This window comes from Neisseria sp. WLZKY-1 (assembly GCF_046546535.1).
GTDB lineage: Bacteria > Pseudomonadota > Gammaproteobacteria > Burkholderiales > Neisseriaceae > Neisseria.
In genome coordinates, this window is sequence record NZ_JBKGTW010000006.1 from 25,954 (window position 1) to 42,231 (window position 16,278).

Here is a 16,278-nt window from a genome sequence, read left to right on the forward strand (position 1 = left end):
AGCTGCAAGCAAGTCTTACGCCCTGCGGCGGAACAAGGGAATCCAAACCATCGTACCGAGCAGGATGGCGGCGACAGAAGTGTAGATGTTGCGGTGGTAAAACTCGAGCCAGCCGAAGAAATAGCAGACGCCGTAAGCCGTCAGCACGCCGACCGTGCCCAGCAGCCAGGTGCGCAAAAAGCCCATGCCGTTGTCGCCCGGCAGCAGCGCGCGCGCCGTCAGGCCGATCAGATAGCCGGCTGCCAGCATCAAAAGCAGTTTCAATAAAAACGGATTCGACATTTTTTTCCCTCCCTTAATGTAATGACCTTATTTTTAAGCCCTTAATAAGCATAACGTTGTTTGTATTGCAGGCCGTTTGAAAGCGTTCAGACGGCCTCGTTTTATTCTGCCGCTGCGGGCGGCTCGGGCGCACCGGCGGGCTGTTTGTAGCGGTTGTAGGCGAAGAGATATTGCTGCGGGAAGCGGCGTATCCAGTATTCGGTGTTTTCGTTGATGATGCGGGCGTCGTGTGCCTTGTCGCCGTTGAGCGTGCCGCGCAGGGGTTCGATGTGGAGGACAAAGCCCTGCCCGTTGGGCAGGCGCTCGCCGCAGAAGAAAAAGGCGGCGACGTTTTTCACCTGCGCGAGTTTGCCGGCAAGGGTCATAGTGTAGGCGGGGCGGCCGAAGAAGGGCGCCCAAACGCCGTCGCCGCCCTCTTCCGGCGCGGGAACGTGGTCGGGCAGGACGATGGCCGCTTCGCCCGCGCGCAGGGTTTTGATGATTTGTTTGACGCCCTGGATATTGGTGGGCGCGGTTTTGCCCTTGCCGCGCACTCGCCCCGCCTGCATCACGGCGTCGAAAGCTTTGATTTTCGGCGGTTTGTACATGGCGGTCAGCGGAAAGGGCAGACGCTGGCTGATGTAGCGCCCGGCCAAATCGTAGCTGCCCAGATGCGGCGTGATAAAAAGCAGGCCGCGCCCTTCGGCCAGCGCCTGTCCGACGTGTTCCCAGCCGTGTACCGCTTTGAAGAGGGCTTCGATTTCTTCAGGCCGTCTGAAAAAGGCGACGGGCAGCTCCAAGCCGCCTTTGGCGGTTTCACGCAGAATGGTTTTGACGGCTTCGTCGCCACTCGGCAGGGCGGCGGTTTGCAGGTTGGCGCGGATGCGGTCGCGGTCTTCGCGCAGGATGTAAAAGGCAAGGCCGCCCCAGAAATGCGCAATGCGGTGCAAAAGGCGCAGCGGCAGGGCGGCGAAGAGGCGGAAAAGAAAGAAAACGAGGCTTTGCATGGCGTTGGGGCGGGTTGGTTCGGCCGCGATTGTATAGTGAGTCAAAATAAAAAATCTACGGCTTCGCCGCACCCCGATGTGGGAAGACGACGGAAAAAGGCCGTCTGAAAGCGCAGTGGAAAGCAGTTTCAGACGGCCTTGCGCCTGCACCCGTCAGGCGAGAATGCCGCTTTCGTTCAACACAAACAGCACGGCAAAGCCGACGAGATACACCAGCCCGACCACGGCCAGCGCGTTCATGGCGGGGGTGAGCCGGTGTTTTTTGTCGCCGCGCACCAGACGGTAGTTGAGCCAGGCGAAAACGGGGGCGGCGAGGAAGGCGGAAATCATGGCGAATTTGAGCAGCTCGGCCAGCGCGCTGTCGAACCACAGAATCAGGGCGAGGCCGGAGAAGGACACCCAGCCTATCCAGCCCAGCAGCTCGCGCGTGCGGAAGCTTTCGCGGCCGCGCACGAGGCGCACGGATTCGGCCACGGCGCGGGCATAGCCGTCGATCACGGTAATCGTCGTGCCGAACATGCAGGCGAAGGCGATAAAGCCGACCAGCGGCCGCGACCAGCCGCCGATGGTGCCGGTGTACATATTGATAAGCTGGCCGACGTATTTGCCGCCCGCCATCTGCACCGCCTCGCCGTTGCCGTATTGCACGAATGCGCCCAGCGCGAGGAAAACGACAGCCAGCACGGCGCTGGTGATGTAGCCGACGTTGAAATCGAACATGCCGTCGCGGTAGCTGGCGGGGTCGCTTTTCTGCTTGGCCGTCACCCACAGCGAATTGATGGCGGAAATTTCAATCGGCGCGGGCATCCAGCCCATCAGGGCGATGATGAAACCGAGTCCGGCCAGCGTCCACGGCGAGGGTTCGACAAAATCGGGCTTCATCTGCATGCCCTTCGATGCGGCGATGGCGGCGGCGGCCACGGTGGTGATGCTGAGGCTGACCACAATGATTTTCGACAGATTGTCCAAAGCCTTGTAGCGGCCGGTGAGCAGAATCAGCACGCACGAGCCGACCACGATCACCGACAACACGCCGACGGAAAACGGCAGCGAAGGCATGGCCATTTTGACGATGGCGGCCGTCAGCAGCGCCACCGCGCCCGTGCTGATGGTGGACGACAAAAAGCACATCACGAGAAACACCCAAAGATAGGCGCGGCTTTTTTCGGCGTAGCCCTCAATCAGACTCTTGCCGCTGTCGAGCGTGTAATGCGCGCTGAAACGGAAAAAAGGATATTTGAACAGATTGGTCAGCACGATAATCAACGCCAGCTGCCAGCCGTAGAGCGCGCCCGCCTGCGTCGAAGCGATCAGGTGCGAACCGCCGATGGCAGCCGAAGCCATCAGAATGCCCGGCCCCAGCGCGCGCAGGCGGGTTTGCCAGGTGGAAACTGCGGGTGTGTTTTCAGACATGTTCTTTCCGCCTTTCAGACGGCCTCTGTAATCTCAAACGGCGGCAGTTTAACGCAAAGCCGCACAAGGTAAAATTGTATACTTTGCAATTTTATACCGGATAAAACAAAAAAAATTTTTACCAACGCGCGTTAAAAATATGAAAACGGCAGAAAATGTCAAAACACCTGCAGGCATGGGAACAAGCGTGCTTTCATTTCCGTAACAAAAAGGTCGTCTGAAAGCGCAGCTTCAACGAAGTTAAAACCCGAATCAGGTGTTTCAGACGGCCTTTCCGTATTGCTGATTAGTGGTTTTGCACTCCGTTGAAACGGCTCTTTTAAACATTGGTGGACGCTGTACCAAAGCTGCAAACTGCGTGCGTTGCTATGCGATACACCTACATACGATACAAAACGGCCGTCTGAAAACCAAAATATGATTTTCAGACGGCCTCTTGCCTGTCTGCCGTTCAGCCTCTTTTGCGGCGGTCGTAGGCAAGCGAGATGAGGATGGAGGCGCCGATTGCGCCGAAGACGACGGCCAGCGAGGTGCCGACGGGAATGTGTATCCAGTGCATGATAAGCATTTTGATGCCGATGAAGCTGAGGACGAAGGCGAGGCCGTAGTTGAGAAAGACGAAGCGGTCGGCCATGTCGGCGAGCAGAAAGTACATGGCGCGCAGGCCGAGGATGGCGAAGATGTTGGAGGTGAGAACGATGAAGGGGTCGGTGGTGACGGCGAAGACGGCGGGAATGCTGTCGACGGCAAAGACGACGTCGCTCAGTTCCACCATCACCAGCACAAGCAGCAGCGGGGTGGCCATGCGGCGGCCGTTTTCACGGGTGAAGAATTTTTCGCCGTCGAGGGTTTGGCTGACGCGGATGTGTTTTTGCAGCCATTGCAGAATTTTGTTTTGCGACAGGTCTTCCGCATCGTCGTCGCCCTGCTTAATCATTTTGATGCCGGTGTAGAGCAGAAAGGCGCCGAAGAAATACAGTATCCATTCGAAGCGGCTGATGAGGACGGCGCCGACGAAAATCATGAGGGCGCGCAGGACGATGGCGCCGAACACGCCGTAGAGCAGGACGCGGTGCTGGTATTGCGGCGGCACTTTGAAGTAGCCGAAAATCATTAGGAAAACAAATAGGTTGTCTACCGCCAGCGATTTTTCGAGTACGTAGCCGGTGAAGTATTCCATGACTTTGGTTTTCGCCAATTCGTGGCCGTAGGCTTGATTATGGGCGATTTCCCAGTAGAGCCAGCCGGCGAAGGCGCAGGAGACGGCGATCCACACTATTGTCCAGGCCAGAGCCTCTTTGCTGCTGATTTTGTGCGCGCCGCTCTTTTTCAGCGTCAGCATGTCGATGGCGATCATGGCGAGGACGGCGGCGGCGAATACGCCGTAAAACAGGGGTGAGCCGATGCTCGGTGCTGCGGTCATGTTGTGCGTTCCTTGCGTTTGGAAGCGGTTTAAAGGCCGTCTGAAAGTGTTCAGACGGCCTCCCGTTTCGGTTTATTTGACGAATTTCAAAACTTTTTTCTTTTCCGTGCCGCCATCGGGCTGTTTGCCCTCGGGCGCTTGGGCATCGGGAGTGTTTTCAGACGGCCTCTCGGCAGCGGGCTGTTCTGCCGCTTCCGTGCCTTCTTCGGGCTCGTAGGGCTCGACTTCAAAGCCCATGCCTTCGCCAGTTTCGCGGGCGAAGATGCCGGAGATGTGGCCGACGGGTATCCAGATGTCGTGCGCGACGCCGGAGAAACGGGCGGAGAAGCTGACCCATTCGTTGTCTATCGTGAGGTTGCGGGCGGCGTTCGGGCCGATGTTGAGGACGATTTCGCCGTCACGCACATACTGCATGGGTACTTGGGTGTGCCCGTTGACCCAGGCGGCGATGTGGGCAGTGTAGCCGTTGTCGTTGCACCATTCGTACAGCGCGCGCAGAAGATAGGGTTTGGTGCTGCTGCTCATGACGTTTTCCTCAGCGGCGCATGGCTTTTTCGGCGGGGGTGAGCGCTTCGATGAAGGCTTCGCGCTGGAACAGGCGTTCGGCGTATTTCAAAAGCGGCGCGGCGTTTTTGCCGAGTTTGATGTCGTAGTGGTCGAGACGCCACAGCAGTGGGGCGATGGCTACGTCGATCATGGAGAAATCGTCGCCCATCACGTATTTGTTTTTGGTGAAGGCGGGGGCAAGCAGGGTCAGCCCCTGCGATACGGCTTCGCGCGCTTTGGCCTGTTCTTTGGACGTGGATTCGGGCGCTTCGAGCACTTGGACATGGCTAAACAATTCGCGCTCCATGCGGAACAGCACCAAACGGCCGCGACCGCGCTGCACGGGGTCGCCCGGCATCAGCTGCGGATGGGGGAAGCGCTCGTCGATGTATTCGTTGATGATATTGGATTCATAGAGGATGAGGTCGCGCTCCACCAGCACCGGCACTTGGTTGTAGGGATTCATTACCGCTAGATCTTCGGGCTTGTTGAAAATATCCACGTCTTTGATTTCGAAATCCATACCTTTTTCGTAGAGGACGAAGCGGCAGCGGTGGCTGAACGGGCAGGTAATGCCGGAATACAGAATCATCATGATGGTTTGCTCCTGTTCGATTAAAACGCATATCCGCACGCGGCGGATATGATGTGATTGAAAAATAAGGATATTGTACACAAGGCCGTCTGAAAACGCCAGAAAACGGCTATAACGCTATGTTTTCAAATTGAAAAAATCAAAAAGCGGGGTTACCCCCGCTTTCGTTGCGCCGCTTAGTGCACGTCTTTCCAATATTCCTTTTTCAGGAAGTAGGCCAGAGGCAGCATCACGGCCAAGAGGAAGATCATCACGATGTAGCCGATCTGCTTGCGCTCGACTTGGGCGGGTTCGCCCATGTACACCATGAAGGCCACCAGGTCTTTGGCGTAGTCGTCGTACTCTTTGGTAATGACTTTGCCGTCGGGCGTTTTGCGGGTCATGGTGCCGACGGATTCCCAATTCAGCTTGGGCACCAAATTGCCGTGTTCGTCTTGCACCATCACGGGCTGGCCTTTGGCATCGAGTTCGACCGCGCGGACTCCCTGTTGCTGCCACAGCGGGTGCGGCATGCCGACTTTGTCGAAGACGGTGTTGTTCCAGCCGGTGGGGCGGGTCGGATCTTTATAGAAGCCGCGCATATAGGCGTAGAGGTAGTCCGCACCGCGCGAGCGGGCGATCAACGACAAATCGGGCGGCGCGGCGCCAAACCATTTTTTGCCGTCGGCCGGGCTCATGGCCGCGTGCATGACGTCGCCGACTTTGTCGGTGGTGAACATCAGATTTTCTTTAATCTGCTCTTCGGTCAGGCCGATGTCCTGCAAGCGGTTGAAACGCATATTGCTGGCCGAGTGGCACGACAGGCAGTAGTTGGTGAAAATCTGCGCGCCGCGCTGCAGGCTGACCTGGTCGCCCAAGTCGATGTCTACTTTTTCATAGTTCGCGTGGCCGCTGGCGCCAGCGATAACCGGTGTTGCCAATGCGAAGGCAACAATCCATTTTTTCAATGTATTTTTCATTTTGCCGCCCTCATCAGATATTGGTTGCAAACAGATACGCACCGACCAGGGTAATCGTAACGTAAACGAAGAACATGACTTTCTGTCTGCCCGTGCTCATGGTTACGCGTTCGGGCACCGGTTTGGTTTTGTCCAGTTTGGTGTAGAACGGCATACCGATGAAGAAGGCGAAGTAGACGCAGGTCAGGATGCGGGCAACAAGCGTGCGGGAGTCGGTGGCCACCATCGCGCCAAGAATGCCCAGACCGATGAAGGCGATAACAAACAGCACCAGCGCGGTTTTGAAGACCGGGCCGCGGTAGCGCACGGATTTCACCGGCGAGCGGTCGAGCCACGGCAGCAGGGCAATCAGCACCACGGCCGCGCCCATGCCGATAACGCCCCAAATCTGCGTGCCGGCAAAAGACGGGATGGCGCGCAAAATGGCGTAGAACGGGGTGAAATACCACACCGGCGCAATGTGCGCGGGGGTTTTCAGCGGGTCAGCGGGGTCGAAGTTGGGGCTTTCGAGGAAGTAGCCGCCGCCTTCGGGGGCGAAGAACATCACGGCGCAGAAGACGATGAGGAACACCACCACGCCGAGAATGTCTTTCACGGTGTAGTAGGGATGGAAGGGAATGCCGTCCAGCGGCACGCCGTTTTCGTCTTTGAGTTTTTTGATTTCGACGCCATCGGGGTTGTTCGAGCCGACTTCGTGCAGGGCGATGATGTGTGCCACCACCAAGCCCAAGAGTACCAACGGCACGGCGATAACGTGCAGGGCGAAGAAGCGGTTGAGCGTGGCGTCGGAGATGGTGAAGTCGCCGCGTATCCAAACGGACAAATCGGGGCCGATTACAGGAATGGCGGAGAACAGGTTGATAATTACCTGTGCGCCCCAGAACGACATTTGTCCCCACGGCAGCAGGTAGCCCATAAAGGCTTCGGCCATCAGCGCAAGGAAAATCAGCGAGCCGAACACCCACACCAGCTCGCGCGGTTTTTTGAACGAGCCGTAAATCAGGCCGCGGAACATGTGCAGGTACACGACGATAAAGAAGAAGGACGCGCCGGTGGAGTGCATGTAACGGATGATCCAGCCGCCGGATACGTCGCGCATGATGTATTCCACAGCGGTGAAGGCGGCGGGCAGGTTGTATTGGTTCAGGTTGCCGTCGGGCTTGAAGTTCATCACGAGGAAGATGCCGCTGACAATCTGAATCACCAGCACTAAAAGCGCCAGCGAGCCGAAGAAATACCAGAAGTTGAAGTTTTTCGGCGCGTAGTATTCGGAAAGGTGTTCGCGCCACATTTTAGACAAAGGGAAACGAGCGTCCACCCAGTCTAACAATGCCTTTGCTTTGCTATTGGTTTGGTTTGCCATGATGAAGTCCCTTTTTTATGATTCGGCACCGACCAGAATGGTAGTGTCGCTTAGATATTTATGGGGGGGAACAACCAGATTGGTCGGCGCGGGCATACCGGAGAACACGCGGCCGGCGATGTCGAATTTCGAGCCGTGGCAGGGGCAGAAGAAGCCGCCTTTCCAGTCTGCGCCCAAATCGGCGGGAGCGATGTCGGGACGGAAGGTCGGCGAGCAGCCCAAATGGGTACAGATGCCGACGGCCACCAGCACGTTTGGTTTGATCGAGCGGGTTTCGTTTTTGCAGTCTTCGGGCTGGTGGTCGACCTCGGAATTGGGGTCGGCCAGAGAACCGTTGAGGCTTTTGAGGTCTTTTACCTGCTGGTCGGTGCGGTTCACCACCCATATCGGTTTGCCGCGCCACTCGGCGGTCAGCATCTGTCCGGCTTCGAGCTTGCTGACGTCAATTTCCACCGGCGCACCGGCGGCCTTAGCCTTTTCCGAGGGAAACCAGCTGGCTACGAAGGGCGCAGCCGCACCTGCTGCGGCCACCCCGCCCGCTCCCGCTGTTGCCAGCACGAGGAAACGGCGGCGGCCTTGATTGATTTCTTGATTATCCATTATTTCAGTCATCCTGAGATTTTGAAAATACCGAGCCATTAAACCTCGCAATTCTACCCGAACTGCTGGGGTTACTTAAAGCACTATTTAAAATAAGGTAAATTTTTGAAGGGTTTTTTGACTTTAAGCAGGATTTTGTTCGTCGAAAAAGACGGTTTCCACGTTAAAGCGCCGTTGCAGCGCCTGCGCCAGTGCCAGGATGCCGTAACGCTCGGTGGCGTGATGGCCTGCCGACAGGAACACCGCGCCGGTTTCGTTGGCAAGGTGGTATTGTGCTTCGGAGATTTCGCCCGTGACGTAGACCTGTGCGCCTTCGTCCAAGGCCGTCTGAAAAAAGCCCTGCGCGCCGCCCGTGCACCAGCCGATGCGGGAGACGGTTTGCGACAGATCGCCTGCAGCAACGGGTTCGCGCCCCAGTTTCTGCGCCAAATCGGCTGCGAGCGCGGCGGCGGTTTGCGGCGTTTTCAGACGGCCTATGTGCAGCAGGTTTTGTTCGCCGCAGGTGTATTCGGTTTCCCAGCCCATCAGTTTGGCAAGTTGCGCGTTGTTGCCCAGTTCGGGATGGGCGTCGAGCGGCAGGTGGTAGCCTGCCATGTTGATGTTGTGGCGCAGCAGGGCGGCGATGCGCTCTTTTTTCCAGCCGGTGATGGTGACGGGTTCGCTTTTCCAAAACATGCCGTGGTGCACCAGCAGCATTTGCGCGCCCTGCTCTGCCGCGTATTCGATGGCGGCGCGGCTGGCAGTGACGGCGGTGGCGATTTTGGCGATGTGTTCGGTGCCTTCGACTTGCAGGCCGTTGGGGGCGTAGTCTTTGAAGAGGCGGGTTTGCAGGGTGTCGTCGCACCATGCGAGGATTTCGCTGCGTGTGGCCATGGTTGTGTCCTTTGCTTGATATAGTGAAAAAACACGAAAATCTACGGCGTTGCTGCGCCTTGTCGTATTACCCATACTGTCTGCGGCTTGCTTCCTTGTATCTTTCCGCGTTGTTTCACTATGATATGTTTTGAAATTGACTTGAAACGGCGGCGCATTGTAGCGGAAAAGGCCGTCTGAAAACCCCGATTGGAGGTTTTCAGACGGCCTTTCTGCCTTTCAGACGGCCTGTCTTATGCGGCGGCGTTTTCCGTCAGCCCCAAATGGCGCAGCAGGGCGTCGGGGGTGGCGTCGCGACCGCGGAAGGCGCGAAAGGACTCGGTCGCGCTGCGCGAGCCGCCGCGCGAGAGGATTTCGTCGCGGAAACGCTCGCCCGTGGCGCGGATGTCGCCGCTTTCTTCAAAGGCGGCGTAGGCGTCCGCGCTCAATACTTCGGCCCAGGCGTAGCTGTAATAGCCTGCGGAGTAGCCGCCGGCGAAGATGTGGCCGAAGCTGTTGGCGAAGCGGTTGTAGGCGGGCTGTGGGATAACGGCCACTTCGGCGCGCACGTTTTCCAGCACCTGCGCCCAGTCTTTCAGACGGCCTTCGTCGCTTTCGCTGTATATCAGCATGTCGAACAGGGCAAATTCGGCCTGGCGGGCGAGGAAGAGGCCGACTTGGAAGTTTTTCGCCGCCAGCATTTTTTTGTACAGCTCTTCGGGCAGGGGTGCGCCGCTTTCTTCGTGTTCGGACATGGCGTGCAGGGTGTCGTATTCCCAGGCGAAGTTTTCCATAAACTGGCTGGGCAGCTCGACCGCGTCCCATTCGACGCCGTTGATGCCGGAAACGCCCAATTCGTCGATGCGGGTGAGCAGGTGGTGCAGGCCGTGGCCGGTTTCGTGGAACAGGGTGACGATTTCGTCGTGGCTCAGGCGCGCTTCTTTGCCGCCGACGGGCGGGGTGAAGTTGCAGACGAGGTAGGCAACGGGCATTTGCACGCTGCCCGCCCTATCGCCGTCGAGGAAGCGGCGGCGGCCTTGGTAGTCGTTCATCCACGCGCCGCCGCGTTTGCCTTCGCGGGCGTACAAATCCATATACACGCCGCCGATTACCGCGCCGTCCTGTTCGAGTTCGTAGTAGCGCACGTCGGGATGCCAGACGGGCACTTCGAGTTCGCGCAGGGTCACGCCGTAGAGTTTGCCGATTTGGCCGAACAGGCCGGCGAGGACTTTGCCGGCGGGGAAGTAGCGTTTGACTTCGCTTTCGGAGAAGGCGTATTTGGCTTCGCGCAGTTTTTCGCTTGCGTAGGCGATGTCCCACGCTTCAAGCTGCGGCAGACCCAGTTCGGCGCGGGCGAACGCCTGCAACTCGGCCAAATCTTTTTCGCCATGCGGCTTGGCGCGGGCGGCGAGGTCGCGGATGAAAGCGAGCACCTGTTGCGGTGATTCGGCCATTTTGGTGGCGAGGGAGCGTTCGGCGTAGTTGGCGAAACCGAGCAGGCGGGCTTCTTCGAGAGCGATTTCGAGGGTGCGGGTAATGATGGCGGTGTTGTCGAACTTGCCGCCGTTGTCCAACTCGCTGGCGCGGGTGAGGTAGGCGCGGTGCAGGGTTTGGCGCAGTTCGCGTTCGTCGGCGTGTTTCATCACCGCCAGATAATGCGGGATTTGCAGGCCGATTTTCCAACCGGTTTTGCCTTCGGCCTGCGCGGCGGCGGCAAACATGGCTTTTTCGTCGGCATCCAGGCCTTTCAGACGGCCTTCGTCGTCAAAATAAAGGGCGAAGGCGTCGGTGGCGTCGAGCACGTTTTGCGAAAACTGCGCGCCGAGTTGGGCGGCTTCGGTTTGCAGCGCGGCCAGTTTTTCCTGCTGCTCCGGCGGCAGCTCGGCACCGCTCAGTACGAAATCGCGCAAATCGTGTTCCAGCTTGGTTTTCTGCGCTTCGGACAGGGCGGCGAATTCGGGCGAGGCTTTGATGGCTTTGAAGCGTTCGTAAAGCTCGATGTCCTGGCCGATTTCGGTGAAAAAGACGGTCACTTCGGGCATCAGGGCGTTGTATTCGGCGCGCAGTTCGGGCGTGTCCACCACGGAATTGAGGTGGGAGACGACGCCCCAGATGCGGCCGACGCGCTCGGTGAGGTCGGTGAGCCGCTCGACGGTGTTCAGCCAGCTTGCCTGCGGTTCGGCCTTGACGGCGGCCACGGCGGCGCGGGCGTCGGCCATCGCGCTTTGCAGGGCGGGCTTGATGTCTTCGGTGCGGATGTCGGAAAAACGGGGCTCGTCGGCCAGATGGAGGAGGACGTTGTCGGTCATGGGGTTCTCGCTTGTTTGCAAATGGATAAAAAAGGGTTTCAGACGGCCTCTGAGGCCGTCTGAAAACGAAACTTCGGCGAAGTGAAAAACGTGCAGTCCGCCAAATGGGGCTTCGTTGGCAAAATTACAGCCCGCAGGGGGCGGATGGTCGGAACGGAATTTCGCAGGGTGCGCCGCTGCGGCGGCACGCTCCGTATTGGCTTAAAGGCCGTCTGAAAATGTGCAAAACGGTTTTGGCTGCGCCGAAGCCGCGCTTTCAGACGGCCTTCTGTTTCCCGATGTTCAAATAAGTGCAGTGTCTCCAAACCGCGCGCGCCGCAGGGCGGCACACCCTGCCTTAGGCCGTCTGAAAACCAAACGGGGTTTCAGACGGCCTTTTGCCATGTTCAGGCGTAGTACACAAACATATTGCAAATGCCGCTTTTGGGATCGTAGTGCGCGCCGCAGCCGCCCCAGTCGAATCTGCCGGTGCTGCCGATTTCTTCGGCCAGCCAGCGGCGGTAGAGGCTCAGGCTTTCCAGTTCGTACGCTTCCGACCAGCCGTCCCACGATGCCGCGTTTCTGTCGGCCATGGCAAAACGGATGGATTTCAGCGTTTGGCCGCAAAAAGCAAGGCTGATGAGAAAACGCCGCCCTCGGTATTCGGTTTCGGGCAGGGCAAACCAGTACCAGCCCGTGCCGACATCATGGGTTTCCCTGTCGGGAAATGCTGCCTGTATCTGCGCGAGGGTGGTGTCGCGGGTCAGGAATATGTGCGGCGGCATGGAAAAACCGCCGTTTTTCAGGTTGAGGAACATGGGTTTCCTTTGGGGAGGCCGTCTGAAAAAGTTTTGGCTGCGCCGAAGCCGCGCTTTCAGACGGCCTTTTGCCTATTCCTGCGTATCTTCCGCTTTGTCCGCCGCAATCAGGGCGGTTTCGTTTTCTTCGGCTTCTTCCAGCAGTTTGCGGTCGATCTGTTTGCCGGTTTTCAGGCCGAGTTTGTGCAGCTTTTGGGCGCGGCCGATGAGGTTGCCGCGGCCGTCTTTGAGCTGGCCGAAGGCTTGGTGGTAGGCGGTTTGCGCGGCGTCCAGCCCTTTGCCGACTTTTTGCAGGGTTTCGACGAAGCCGGCGAATTTGTCGTAGAGCCTGCCGCCTTCTTCGGCGATGGCCAGGGCGTTGCGGTTTTGCTGTTCGTTGCGCCAGATGTTGGCGACGGTGCGCAGGGTGGCCAGCAGGGTGGAGGGGCCGGCAAGCATGATGCGTTTGTCGAAGCATTCCTGAAAGAGGCTGCCGTCCTGTTGCAGGGCGAGCAGGTAGGCGGGTTCGACGGGGATGAACATGAAGACGAAATCGAGGGTGGTGAGGCCGTCTATCTCGCTGTATTGCTTGGCGGACAACTCGGCAACGTGGCGGCGCACGGATTGGACGTGTTCGGCCAGATGCGTGCGGGCTTCGTCTTCGCTTTGCGCCTGGGTGTAGCGCACGTAGGCGGTGAGGGAGACTTTGCTGTCGATGATGATTTGTTTGCCGTCGGGCAGGTTGACGAGGACGTCGGGTTGCAGGCGGCGGGTGCTGCCGTCTTCCTGCGTCTGCACGGCGGCGGCCTGCACGGTGTATTCGCGCCCTTTGGCAAGGCCGGAGTGTTCGAGCACGCTCTCCAAGATCATTTCGCCCCAGTTGCCCTGGGTTTTGTTGCGGCTGCCGGTGAGGGCGCGGGTGAGGGCGGCGGCGTCTTCGTGCAGGCGGCTGTTGAGCTGTTGCAGGCGTTTGAGTTCGTTTTCGAGGGTGTGGCGTTCTTTGGCTTCTTTTTCGTAGGTGTTTTGCACGAGCTGGGAGAAGCCGCCGAGTTTTTCGTTGAGCGGGTTGAGCAGCAGGCCGAGCTGTTCGCGGTTTTGTTCGCTGAAACGGCGGCTTTTTTCTTCGAGGATTTGGTTGGCGAGGTGCTGGAAACGGCTGCCGAGGGCGTCACGGGCTTCGTCGAGCAGGGCGAGTTTTTCTTCCTGCGCCTGTCGCTCTTTTTCGATTTGGGTGGTGAGGCGTTCGTTTTGCACGCGGCTGTCGGACAGCTCTTGCTGCAAGTCGGCGTAGTCGGTTTTCAGACGGCCTAATTCGTCGGTTTGGCGGCGGTTTTGCGCGGCGGCTTCTTCGAGTTGCGCCGACAGGCGTCCGTTGGCGGCGCGGCTGTCGGACAATTCCTGCTGCAGGGCGGCATGGTCGGTTTTCAGATGGCCTGCTTCTTCGACTTGGGCGGCGAGGTGGCGCACCTGCGCTTCGAGGGCGGCGCGGCGGCTGTCGAGTTCGCGGATTTGGCTGTGCAGTCCGTCGGCGGCGCTGCGGGCGGCGGCCAGTTCGCTTTGCAGCTCGGGCAGGCGGCGGGCGTGGACGTTGGCGGCGGCCAGCTCGTTTTCGGCGGCGTTCAGACGGCCTCTGAGGCCGTCTGAAAAGCGGGTTTGCTCGGCCAGCTCTTCTTCGCTGCGGCGTTGCTCGGCGGTGAGACGGTCGCACAGTTCTTCAAGGTGGGCGCGGTTTTCTTCGAGGGCGGCGCAGCGGCTTTCGCTTTCGGCCTGCGCGGCCCGGTGCTGCCGCTCGCGCTCGGCCGTGTCGGCCTGATGGCGGTTTTGGCAGACGAGGCGGGTAATCAGGGCGGCGAGGGCGGCAGCGGTGAAGACGGCGGCGGCGAGGATGAGGTAGTAAAGGTTTGCGGTCATAGTGTTGAATGAGGCGGGTGAGGCCGGCTGAAACCTGTTTTATAGTGAGCCAACACAAAAATCTGCGGCGTTGCTGCGCCTTAGCTCGAAGAGGGCGGTTTTCTGCGGCATGGGAAATGCCAAGAAAACCTGCCCCGTACTACTTGTGCTGCCTTGTATCTTTTTGTGTTGGCTCACTATAACTTCGTTGAAGTTTCGCTTTCAGACGGCCTCGACGGTTTATCGGCGCGGCACGCTCAGCTCGTCGGTAACGCGCTGCAAAAAGGCGACGCGATCGGGCGAAACCGCGCCGCTGTCGGCCGCCTGTTTGACGGCGCAGCCGGGTTCTTGGCGGTGGGTGCAGTTGTGGAAGCGGCATTGCCCGACGAGGTGGCGCAGGTCGGGAAAATAGCGCAGCAGGTCGGCGGCGGCGAGGTGGTGCAGGCCGAATTCCTGCAAGCCGGGCGAGTCGATCAGGAAAGTGTCGCCGCCGAGATCGTACATTTGCGCGTGGGTGGTGGTGTGGCGGCCGGAGTCGAGGGCGGCGGAGATGTCGCCGGTGCGGGCGGCGTCGCTGCCCAGCAGGGCGTTGGTGAGGGTGGATTTGCCCATGCCCGACTGGCCGAGGAAGATGTTGGTGCGCCCCGCCATCAAGGGCGGCAGGGCGGCGGCGTTTTCCAGCGCGCTGACTTCGATGACGGGGTAGCCGAGGGCGGCGTAAAAAGCAAGTTTGTCCCGCCACGCCGCGCTTTCGGGCAAGTCGCTTTTGTTGAGGACGACCAGGGCTTCGATGCCACCCGCCTCCGCCGCCAGCAGGGCGCGTTGCAGCAGGGTTTCGTTCGGCGTGGGCACGGCGGCGGTGACGACAAACATTCTGTCGACATTGGCAGCGATAAGCTTGGTGCGCCAGGCGTCTTGGCGGTAGAGCAGGCTGCGGCGCGGCAGGAAATCACTAATCACGGCCTGCTCTTCATTCTGCACTTCGATGTGCACGAAGTCGCCGCAGGCGTAGTCCACCCGCTTTTTGCGCGTGGTGGCGTCGTAAACGCGGCCGGAGTCGGCGCGAACGGTGTAGCGGCGGCCGTAGCTGGCAATGATGCGGGCGGTGTCGGACATGGTGTTCGGTAACCAAAAAGAAACGGATTTTAACAGAGGCGGCCGCGCCGTGCCGCCGCACGGGTATCCGCGCCCTTCGTCTATCATGCCGCCTTTTTTCAGACGGCCTGAAAGGCCGTCTGAAAACACGCACAGCCGTTTCCGCGCAGGAATTTGCCGTTTTGCACGGTTCAGGCCGTCTGAAACAGATAAAAATCGGGCACGAAGGCCGTCTGAAAACGAAAAAACCCGCCGTTTGCGGCGGGTTTTTTATCGGATGGCAAAGCTTACACTTTGGCGGCTGCGGCCACTTCGGCGGCGTAGTCGACTACGGCTTTTTCAATGCCGTCGCCCACTTTGTAACGCACGAAGCTGATCACTTCGGTATTGTTTTCTTTCAGGTATTGGGCAACGGTTTGGTCGGGGTTCATCACGAAAGCCTGGCCGTTGAGGGTGATTTCGGCCAAGAATTTTTTGATGCGGCCTTCGACCATTTTGGCGGCGATGTCGGCGGGTTTGCCGGACTCGACAGCCTGCTGGGTGTAGATGTGGCGCTCTTTTTCAACGGTTTCGGCGTCCACTTCGGCTTCGGAAACGCATTGCGGTTTGGCGGCAACGATGTGCATGCCGACTTTGCGGGCAACGTCTTCGCTGCCTTTGTATTCCACCAAAACGCCTTCGGTAGCCAGCGCGCCGTGGATGTAGGCGGTGAGGCTGTTGGCGGTTTCGATCACTTTGAAGCGGCGCACGGACATGTTTTCGCCCAGTTTGGCGATAACGGCTTTGCGCTCGTCTTCCACCAAAGCGGCCAGCGCTTCGATGTCGGCGGGTTTCTTGGCAACGGCGGTTTTGGCAACCGAGTTGGCGAACTCGACGAAGCCGGCGTCTTTGGCGACGAAGTCGGTTTCGCAGTTCACTTCCACCAGTGCGCCGGTGTTGCCTTCGATGGCATAGGCCAATACGCCTTCGGCGGCGGTGCGGCCTGCCAGTTTGCCGGCTTTGGCGCCGGATTTGATGCGCAGGATTTCTTCTGCTTTTTCCATGTTGCCGTCTGCTTCAACCAGGGCTTTTTTGCATTCCATCATGCCAAGGCCGGTGGCGGCGCGCAGGTCGGCAACCATTTTTGCTGTAATTTCAGCCATTTTTGTCTCCAAGGGTATTAAGGTTACAGGCCGTCTGAAACCGTTTT

Annotated in this window: 15 protein-coding genes; all 15 read right to left on the reverse strand. The window is 59.0% G+C overall.

Features of this window, described 5'->3' with window-relative positions; all coding sequences use genetic code 11:
• Nucleotides 1–15 precede the first annotated feature (15 nt).
• The 15 genes from ACLD9W_RS03245 to tsf all read right to left on the reverse strand — a co-directional run bounded on the left by ACLD9W_RS03245 (nucleotide 16) and on the right by tsf (nucleotide 16,231).
• Nucleotides 16–282 (reverse strand): hypothetical protein, encoded by a 267-nt coding sequence (locus tag ACLD9W_RS03245; RefSeq protein ID WP_009427016.1) that lies wholly within the window; start codon nucleotides 280–282, stop codon nucleotides 16–18.
• A gap of 101 nt (nucleotides 283–383) precedes the next feature.
• Nucleotides 384–1,268 carry a lysophospholipid acyltransferase family protein gene (locus ACLD9W_RS03250; RefSeq protein WP_410840711.1) on the reverse strand — a complete coding sequence of 295 codons (885 nt, stop codon included), beginning with the start codon at nucleotides 1,266–1,268 and terminating at the stop codon, nucleotides 384–386.
• A 153-nt stretch (nucleotides 1,269–1,421) separates the two neighbouring features.
• Entirely contained in the window at nucleotides 1,422–2,681 is a 1,260-nt protein-coding gene (locus ACLD9W_RS03255) for an NRAMP family divalent metal transporter (protein WP_410840675.1), read from the reverse strand.
• 451 nt (nucleotides 2,682–3,132) lie between these two features.
• Complete coding sequence (locus ACLD9W_RS03260) at nucleotides 3,133–4,104, reverse strand: TerC family protein (RefSeq protein ID WP_410840676.1); 972 nt, start codon at nucleotides 4,102–4,104, stop codon at nucleotides 3,133–3,135.
• Between the two features lie 72 nt (nucleotides 4,105–4,176).
• Complete coding sequence (locus tag ACLD9W_RS03265; RefSeq protein ID WP_410840677.1) at nucleotides 4,177–4,629, reverse strand: ClpXP protease specificity-enhancing factor; 453 nt, start codon at nucleotides 4,627–4,629, stop codon at nucleotides 4,177–4,179.
• 10 nt (nucleotides 4,630–4,639) lie between these two features.
• On the reverse strand, nucleotides 4,640–5,245 hold the full coding sequence (locus ACLD9W_RS03270) for a glutathione S-transferase N-terminal domain-containing protein (protein ID WP_009425523.1): 606 nt from the start codon (nucleotides 5,243–5,245) through the stop codon (nucleotides 4,640–4,642).
• 176 nt (nucleotides 5,246–5,421) lie between these two features.
• Complete coding sequence (locus ACLD9W_RS03275) at nucleotides 5,422–6,204, reverse strand: cytochrome c1 (RefSeq protein ID WP_410840678.1); 783 nt, start codon at nucleotides 6,202–6,204, stop codon at nucleotides 5,422–5,424.
• Between the two features lie 13 nt (nucleotides 6,205–6,217).
• On the reverse strand, nucleotides 6,218–7,567 hold the full coding sequence (locus tag ACLD9W_RS03280; RefSeq protein WP_009425521.1) for a cytochrome b: 1,350 nt from the start codon (nucleotides 7,565–7,567) through the stop codon (nucleotides 6,218–6,220).
• A gap of 15 nt (nucleotides 7,568–7,582) precedes the next feature.
• Nucleotides 7,583–8,167, reverse strand: a complete 585-nt coding sequence (gene petA / locus ACLD9W_RS03285; protein WP_410840679.1) for a ubiquinol-cytochrome c reductase iron-sulfur subunit — start codon at nucleotides 8,165–8,167, stop codon at nucleotides 7,583–7,585.
• Between the two features lie 123 nt (nucleotides 8,168–8,290).
• Nucleotides 8,291–9,040 carry a Nif3-like dinuclear metal center hexameric protein gene (locus tag ACLD9W_RS03290; protein WP_410840680.1) on the reverse strand — a complete coding sequence of 250 codons (750 nt, stop codon included), beginning with the start codon at nucleotides 9,038–9,040 and terminating at the stop codon, nucleotides 8,291–8,293.
• A gap of 233 nt (nucleotides 9,041–9,273) precedes the next feature.
• Nucleotides 9,274–11,328, reverse strand: coding sequence for a M3 family metallopeptidase (locus ACLD9W_RS03295; protein ID WP_410840681.1), 2,055 nt, complete (start codon nucleotides 11,326–11,328; stop codon nucleotides 9,274–9,276).
• A 386-nt stretch (nucleotides 11,329–11,714) separates the two neighbouring features.
• Nucleotides 11,715–12,125: a hypothetical protein gene (locus ACLD9W_RS03300; RefSeq protein ID WP_410840682.1), complete on the reverse strand. Its 411-nt coding sequence runs from the start codon at nucleotides 12,123–12,125 to the stop codon at nucleotides 11,715–11,717.
• Between the two features lie 72 nt (nucleotides 12,126–12,197).
• The gene (gene rmuC, locus ACLD9W_RS03305; protein ID WP_410840683.1) at nucleotides 12,198–14,015 is read right to left on the reverse strand and encodes a DNA recombination protein RmuC; all 1,818 of its coding nucleotides are present in this window, start codon (nucleotides 14,013–14,015) and stop codon (nucleotides 12,198–12,200) included.
• Nucleotides 14,016–14,234: 219 nt separating this feature from the next.
• Nucleotides 14,235–15,110, reverse strand: a complete 876-nt coding sequence (rsgA, locus tag ACLD9W_RS03310) for a ribosome small subunit-dependent GTPase A (RefSeq protein WP_410840684.1) — start codon at nucleotides 15,108–15,110, stop codon at nucleotides 14,235–14,237.
• A gap of 266 nt (nucleotides 15,111–15,376) precedes the next feature.
• Complete coding sequence (gene tsf, locus ACLD9W_RS03315; RefSeq protein WP_009425512.1) at nucleotides 15,377–16,231, reverse strand: translation elongation factor Ts; 855 nt, start codon at nucleotides 16,229–16,231, stop codon at nucleotides 15,377–15,379.
• Nucleotides 16,232–16,278: the final 47 nt, after the last annotated feature.